General features: G+C 41.9%; 5 protein-coding genes and 2 tRNA genes. 6 read left to right on the top strand and 1 reads right to left on the bottom strand.

Features of this window, described 5'->3' with window-relative positions:
- Positions 1 to 86: 86 nt before the first annotated feature.
- Both EKM80_RS04315 and EKM80_RS04310 read left to right on the top strand, forming a co-directional pair.
- A tRNA-Cys gene (locus tag EKM80_RS04315) sits at positions 87 to 157 on the top strand.
- 64 nt (positions 158 to 221) lie between these two features.
- Positions 222 to 305 (top strand) — tRNA-Leu (locus tag EKM80_RS04310).
- A gap of 159 nt (positions 306 to 464) precedes the next feature.
- On the opposite strand, the gene EKM80_RS04305 is transcribed toward EKM80_RS04310, so the two are convergent.
- Entirely contained in the window at positions 465 to 1,400 is a 936-nt protein-coding gene (locus tag EKM80_RS04305; protein WP_125551896.1) for a helix-turn-helix transcriptional regulator, read from the bottom strand.
- A 194-nt stretch (positions 1,401 to 1,594) separates the two neighbouring features.
- Between EKM80_RS04305 and EKM80_RS04300 the strand changes: the two genes are divergently transcribed.
- The 4 genes from EKM80_RS04300 (at position 1,595) to EKM80_RS04285 (ending at position 7,143) form a co-directional block, all read left to right on the top strand.
- Positions 1,595 to 2,731: a glycoside hydrolase family 88 protein gene (locus tag EKM80_RS04300; protein WP_125551895.1), complete on the top strand. Its 1,137-nt coding sequence runs from the start codon at positions 1,595 to 1,597 to the stop codon at positions 2,729 to 2,731.
- 39 nt (positions 2,732 to 2,770) lie between these two features.
- Positions 2,771 to 4,630: a DUF2264 domain-containing protein gene (locus tag EKM80_RS04295; RefSeq protein WP_125551894.1), complete on the top strand. Its 1,860-nt coding sequence runs from the start codon at positions 2,771 to 2,773 to the stop codon at positions 4,628 to 4,630.
- A gap of 32 nt (positions 4,631 to 4,662) precedes the next feature.
- Complete coding sequence (locus tag EKM80_RS04290) at positions 4,663 to 5,955, top strand: MFS transporter (RefSeq protein ID WP_125551893.1); 1,293 nt, start codon at positions 4,663 to 4,665, stop codon at positions 5,953 to 5,955.
- Positions 5,956 to 6,030: 75 nt separating this feature from the next.
- A complete protein-coding gene (locus EKM80_RS04285; RefSeq protein ID WP_125551892.1) occupies positions 6,031 to 7,143 on the top strand; it encodes a glycoside hydrolase family 88 protein in 1,113 nt (370 codons plus the stop codon).
- The last annotated feature ends 59 nt before the right edge of the window (positions 7,144 to 7,202 follow it).

The following is a 7,202-nucleotide window of genomic DNA, read 5'->3' as shown; positions in this document are numbered from 1 at the left end:
AAGGCAACAGACTTTGACTCTGTCATGCGCTGGTTCGAATCCAGCTATCCCAGTTAAAAGTTTCAAGGTATTTGAACCTTGATGATGGCGGTATAGCCAAGTGGTAAGGCAAAGGTCTGCAAAACCTCTATCACCGGTTCAAATCCGGTTACCGCCTTTTGTTTTATTTATAAAGGTGTGTTACCATACTTTTAGATAAGCAATAAGCATAATTATATTATGCCGGCGTGGCGGAATTGGCAGACGCGCTGGATTCAAAATCCAGTTCCCTCACGGGAGTATCGGTTCGACCCCGATCGCCGGTATCAAGTATTAAAATGAAAAAGCCTTACTGAATTTCTGGTAAGGTTTTTTGTGTTGCTATAAATCACTAAAATTTTTGTGTTGCTATAAATCACTAAAATAAATGCAAACTGTATAATTGGCAGCCGGAGTACATCATCGTATTCCGGCTTTTTTTGTGTCTAATTTGTTGGGGCTAGGTTAGCGTAATATTGTGTTGGGGATACGCCGGTATATTGTTTGAAGGCTGAAGAAAAATGGTGGCTAGAACTGAAGCCCAGTTGTGTAGCAATCTCCGTCACTGTTAGTTTATGCTGTTCGATTAAGTTAGTTGCGGCTGTCATTCGTAATTCCTTAAAATAAGTCATGATGCTACTGCCAGTTTCTTTTTTGAATATTTTTTTGAGATTAGAACTGCCAACAAGAAATTCCTGAGCAATGATTGTAATGGACAAATGTTTATCTAAATTAGCCTTCATGTAGGTAATGATTTGCTTAACTAATAGATTTTTATAAAGTGTTCCTGAAGCCGACTTTGCATAAATAAGCTGATTCTTATTGATCTTTGGATCTGGTAACGTTGTTGCTAAGGTTGAAGTAGCTGTAACTGTATTTGGTAGGCGCGTTTTAATTTCCATTTCGCTTAACAATAATAGTAATTGAGTGACCTCAGTATATAATAGCGCACATGATGCAGTAAAAAACTCACCAATTTCTACATCATATGACATTTCAGGCTTTCGTCGCCGTAGAAACGTGATTTGGTCATTTTGCTGCATTATCTTTGTTAATAGTGTGGCGTTAATCGATTTAAAAATGTGCGCTTGAATAGCTGGCAAATGGGGTGAGGTTGCTTTGAAAATAATATAGACAACAACGGTATCTGGAACCGCCGCTACCAACGTGACTTGTTCAGTTGTTGGGACAATCAGTAATTCCGCAGAATTAATGATATAGCTTGTTTGAGCATATAGTAGCAATTGCCCGGATTTGACATATAGAAGGATGTTAGCTGCATTTTGTTGGAAATTATAATTCATATTAATTGTGTAGGTTTGTTCACTAACTTTTAAAATCTCGTTCAGCTGTAAATAAGGAAAATTAAAAATTCCAGCCATAAATGACGCCACCTTCGATATTTATGTACATAAAAAGATAATAATAATGACTTAATTAGTATATATACTTTTAATTATCCATAATTATACCATTATTTGTATAATAGCGTACATCTTTAAACTTGTGTAAATGTTATCATGATCCATGTAAGAAAGCGCTTGCTAGCGATTGATGCTACGTACGGAGGATTATTATGAAATATAACTTATCAAACAAGGATCAACTCTTTTTACAAGATATTTGGATCAAGGTGAAAAAGAAATTACCGCTCGTTCGTGAGCGAGTAGGCAGCGCAATTCCCTATATTGCAGTTAAGCATCGCTATACAGATGTTGGGTCGGACCATTTGACTTGGTGGACCAATGGTTTTTGGGCGGGGCTTCTTTGGCAAATGTATCACGCAACTCAAGATAGTGCTTATTTGCAAGCTGCGCGAGCAATTGAAAAGCGGTTAGATGCGGCGCTAATACAAACACAGCAATTAGACCACGATGTTGGTTTCATGTGGTTAAATGCGGCAGTGGCTGATTTTCAGTTAACAAATGATGAAGCAGCGCGTCAACGTGGCATCCAGGCAGCGATGGTTTTAGCTGCGCGGTATAACCCAGCAGGGCACTATTTGTTAGCCTGGAATGGTTCTGAGAAGCAAGGCCAGATCATTGTGGATTGTTTCATGAACCTGCCTTTATTGCATTGGGCCAGTCAGCAATTAAATGAGCCACGTTTTGCGCAGATGGCGACAAATCACGCTTATACAGCGACCAGCGCTTTGCTGCGTGCTGATGGGTCAGTTAATCATATTGCTGTGTTTAATCCAGAGACAGGTGAATTTGAAAAAAATCTGGGTGGACAAGGCTATGGTGAGGATTCTTCGTGGGCACGTGGTCAGGCATGGGCAATTTATGGATTAACCTTAGCTTTTCGCGACACGCAGGACGTTAAATTTTTATTGCAGGCCAAACAAGTCGCTCATTATTTCATTGCTAATGTTGCACTGACCGATTACGTTTCAAATATTGATTTTAGGGCACCAGCTGAGCCCGTTTATCGCGATACGACAGCAACCGCGATTGCTATTTGTGGCTTACTGGAATTGATTAAATACTTACCAACAGCACAGCAGGCATTATATCAACAAGCCGCTTTTAAAATGTTTACTGCTTTGACTAAACAATATTGTGACTTTGATCCAGCAAACGATGAATTATTGACTTACGGATCGGCTAAATATCATCGTGCAAGTGATCGTGAGGTACCGATTATTTACGGTGATGCGTTCTACGTGGAAGCTTTATTACGCTTTTTGGATTTAGATATGACGATTTATTAATTGTTAGCTTAAATGTGTGGTTAGAAAGGAGTAATGATTTTGGCATCAATACAATTAGAAACTAAGCAGGATTATTTAGACTTATTCAAACAAATCAACCAACCATTGCGGCAGCATTATCAAGGCAAGGCGCGGATTATGTTTGGTAGTAATGGCGTCGGCTATGGGACTCGTATTGCTGGAATTGAAGGTTTTGCCCGAATGTTATGGGGTGCAGGGCCAGCAATTGGGCAGTTGGCTGCTGATTGGCAGAAAGAAATTCGTGAAGGTCTCTTGGCGGGAACTGATCCCCAAAGCCCAGATTACTGGGGAGACCTACATGATCGTGATCAGCGAATGGTGGAAATGCCAGCAATTGCTTTAGCTTTATTACATGACGATCATTATTTATGGCGCCAGTTTTCGGCTTTGGAGCAAGACCAAGTGGCCACCTGGTTAAAACAGATTTTTGCTCATAGTTGTTCGGATGGTAATTGGCAATTTTTCAAAATTCTAGTTTATCAGGTGTTGGTCCATTTAGACGTTGACGTTGATTCAAGCGATGCTGAGGCTGCAATGATCAAGATCGAGCAGTGTTATCGTGCGGATGGATGGTATCAAGATAGTGCACGGGGTCGTGAAGATTATTATACGCCGTTTGCTTTTCAGTATTACGGCATTCTGTATAGTAAATTAGCACCAGATGATCCTCAAAGCGAAGTCTTCCGGCAACGGGCGCGTGAGTTTGCCGGCCAATTCATTCATTTCTTTGCTGCTGATGGGGCTAATGTGCCATTTGGGCGTAGTTTAACTTATCGCTATGCAGCTGTCGCCTTTTGGGTTGCCATGATCTACGCCGATATTTGGCCAGAAAAAACTGCGGTGATTAAAGGCATTATTAATCGTAATTTACGTTGGTGGTTACAGCGACCAATTTTTGATGAGAGCGGGTTACTCACACTGGGATATAGTTATTCACAGTTACTGATGACCGAGCCCTATAATAGCCCAACGTCACCATATTGGGCTAACAAAATATTTTTATTACTCGCCTTACCACAAACACATCGCTATTGGCAAACAGTTGAAACAGAGCTGCCACAGGTACCAACTAAAAAACTATTGGCAGTACCGCACTTACTTGCGAGTCATGACGCTGGTCATACTGTTTTGTTAAATGCTGGGCAGCCAGGGCCAAATTATCACGCCTTGACGAATGAAAAATATTTTAAATTTGCTTATTCTAGTCAATTCGGTTTCTCTGTGCCACGGCAAAATCAATTGAAAGAAGAAGCCGTTATGGATTCAATGTTAGGGTTGCAGACGATCGATACCACAATGACGGCCAGTCGTGGTGGCCAAAACATTGTGGAAACCGGCATGTTTTATTCACGAAATAATGTAACCGATGTCACACAGACTGACGATTATGTTGCCTCAACTTGGCGGATCAATAATGTGATGCAAGCTCGTACTTGGCTAATTCCGTTAGCTGGTTGGCAGATCAGATTACACCATATTAGCGTTAAACAAACCTGTGTGGCCTACGAAACTGGTTTTGCGGTGGCTGATTCACCAGATACACCAGGGAAGGTAACCACAACTGATCACAGCAGTGCCTTTCGTGGACCAGCTGGTTTTACTGGGATTGTCGATTTAACGCCACAAGTCTTGACCCAAAAGGATGCTACTATTGATGGCTTTCCCAATACCAACTTAATGACACCAGAAATTGTGGCGTTACCTGGTCGGCAAACAACATTAACGGCCGGTGAGCACTGGTTGGTTACTGGGGTTTATGCACATGCAGATTTGCCACATGCAACAGCTAAGTGGGCGCAGCAACCGTTGGCAAAATTGACTGATGATTACTTCGAAGTTCAGTTAGCAGCTAGCAAAGTAACAATTAAATTGCGTTAGTTCATTTAATAATTAGGAAGGAAGTTATTATAATGGCCAATAAACAAGATACGGTAACACCGCAAAAGCCTAAATATCAACCCAAAATCAATGCTAAGATCAAAGACGAAGATCAACCTAAATTACCACTAGTTTTCTCAATTGCAATGTTCATGTCACCGGCAGTTTGGATTGGTCCAGTTGCATCAACACGGAGTACCTTAATTCCGCAATTATTCAGTCAAATCGATCCAGCCCATAAAGTTTGGGCGGTGGGGATTTTAGCAATGGTTGCTTCTCTAACTAGTGCGATTGCCAACTTGATGTTTGGTGCATTCTCTGATGTGACACGATCACGAATGGGTAAACGGAAGCCCTTCATTATCATTGGCAGTATTGTGACCGCTTTATCTTTGATTGCAATTGCCAATATTCAATCAGTCGTAGTGATCATTGGTATCTGGGTGGTTACTGCGGCAGCAGAAAATGCGGTTGCGGCAGCAATTTATGCGCAGATTTCCGATCGGATCGCACCACGTTGGCGAGGGACGATTTCCACCTTTTATGGCGTCGGTGGCACGATCGTACCGCAATTGTTTGCAATTTTAGCGGCACAATTTTTAGGTGATGTCCGTTTTGGTTTGTATGTTATGGCGGCTATCGCGATAGTGTTAATGATTGTGCACGTTTTGTTAGCCAATGAAAAATCTAATCTAGACGAACCTAAAGTTGAAATGAATAAAAGTAGTGTGGTCAAACATTTCACATTGCCAAGAAAAGGTGCTCGCGATTACTATTTAGCCTTATTCGGGAAGTTCTTTATGGTATTAGGCCACACTATTATTACAACCTATCTGTTGTATATTTTTACTGATTATATGTCAATGAATGATAAATCAGCCGGTGCAGCAATTTCTATTTTCTCCTCGATTATGTTATTTATTGGCTTAATATTTGCCTTAGTTTCTGGCGTATTAGCCGATAAATTAAAACGCGTCAAATTACCTGTATCGATTGCCACTTATTTGTTAGGGGTTGCGGCCTTATTTCCATTATTTGATGCTAATCCATGGACAATGTATGTTTATGGTGTGTTAGCTGCAATGGGGACGGGGATCTATAATTCAGTTGATGGTGCGTTGAACCTCGATGTTTTGCCTTCTGCTGAAACCGCTGGTAAGGATTTAGGTTTGATCAACTTAGGTGTTACCGGTGCACAAATGTTGGGTGCTCTGGTCGCTTCGATGATTGTCACTGGATTAGGTTATCACTCAATTTTCATTTTCTCTGTTGTAATGGAAGTTATCGGCGGGTTATTGATTTCAAGAATTCGCACAGTTAAATAGACAAATAGGGTCGGCCAAAATTTGGTCGACCTTATTTATACTTCTGCTATAATGAAATTGAAAAGGGGTATGGCGATGGATAATGATTGGGTGACAGCTTGGCTAGAGAAAATGACGACTAAGGTTGCAGCAGAAAGTAAACGCTTAGCGGGCGCAACACCATACATGCCATACGATGGGCATTATAGCGATGTGGTCGCAGAACGCGGTGCTGATTGGTGGGCTAATGGCTTTTGGAGTGGGTTGCTGTGGCAATTATTTCATTATACGAAGCAACCGTCATTTAAGCAGACCGCATTGTTACAGGAAAAACGATTGGATAAAGCCTTGTACGAATTTAAGGATATTCATCATGACGTTGGCTTTATGTGGTTGTTAACGTCAGTTGCCCATTATCGACTGACTGGTGATCAACAGGCCTATCGAACTGGACTACATGCGGCTAATTTATTGGCTGGCCGTTTTAATATTACGGGTAATTTTTTGGTAGCATGGAATGATCATCCTGGTTGGTGCATTATAGACAGCATGATGAATGTGCAATTATTGTATTGGGCCAGCGCCGAAACGGCTGATCCGCGCTTTGCAAAAATAGCGACACGCCATGCACAAACGATTGCGCAGTATTTAGTTCGTACTGATGGCTCAGTCGGGCATATCGCTAGTTTTGATGCTGCATCAGGGGCCTTCATTGAACAGTTAGCTGGTCAAGGGGCTAGTGCTGATTCGGCGTGGTCACGGGGGCAAGCGTGGGCTATTTACGGATTTGCCTTAACCTATCGGCACACTAAGCTACCGGAATTCTTGGTAGTTGCTCAACGAGTTGCTGACTATTTCATTAGCCAAATGGGGCGTAGTAATGATGTACCACTGGCCGATTTTCGAGCACCAGCATTACCTAACTTACATGATACTAGCGCAGCTATGATCGCCGCTTGTGGGTTATTAGAATTGGCCAATTGGGCGCCAACTGCTGCTAGTAGCACCTATCACCAAGCGGCAGTGCAACTGTTGCAAGCCAGCGAAGCACGTTACGCTGATTGGAGCTTAATGGAGGATGGCGTGATTGGTGGGGGGACTGAAGCCTACCATCGGCCAGCTACTTATGAAGTACCGTTGATCTACTCTGATTATTTTTTTACTGAGGCTTTGTTGCGCCTGCAAGGACAGGCATTGTTTGTGTGGTAATTAAGGCCATTATGAGTAAAAGTAGGCAGCAATCAAAAAAGAGCGCGTGCTGGCGGCAT

This window comes from Loigolactobacillus jiayinensis (genome assembly GCF_003946445.1).
In the GTDB taxonomy this organism is placed as follows: domain Bacteria; phylum Bacillota; class Bacilli; order Lactobacillales; family Lactobacillaceae; genus Loigolactobacillus; species Loigolactobacillus jiayinensis.
Note: the sequence above shows the minus strand (reverse complement) of the source record. Positions and strands in the feature narration are given on the sequence as shown.